Annotated in this window: 1 protein-coding gene; it reads right to left on the reverse strand. The window is 65.0% G+C overall.

Going from position 1 to position 246, the window contains the following annotated elements; all coding sequences use genetic code 11:
* On the reverse strand, window positions 1-246 hold a 246-nt coding region (locus B4920_RS27400), incomplete at both ends, for a tripartite tricarboxylate transporter permease (protein WP_173862738.1).

The raw sequence follows: 246 nt of genomic DNA on the forward strand, positions 1-246 counted from the left end.
CTCCGCGAGGGCGAAGGTGGCCATGGCCAGCAGCAGGAAGGAGAAGCCATCGCGCAAGTCCGGCAGGCCGAAGGTGAATCTGTCTACCCCGACGCTGCGGTCGATACCGACGGTGGAGATCATGATGCCAAACAGCGCCATGATCAGTGCCTTGAGCACCTGCCCCTTGCCGGCGAAGGCCGCCACTGCGGAGAGCCCGAGCACCATGAGGGCGAAGTAGTCCGCCGACTGGAAGGCGAGGGAGAC

The sequence above is a fragment of the Zoogloea sp. LCSB751 genome, from assembly GCF_002028455.1.
GTDB lineage: Bacteria > Pseudomonadota > Gammaproteobacteria > Burkholderiales > Rhodocyclaceae > Zoogloea.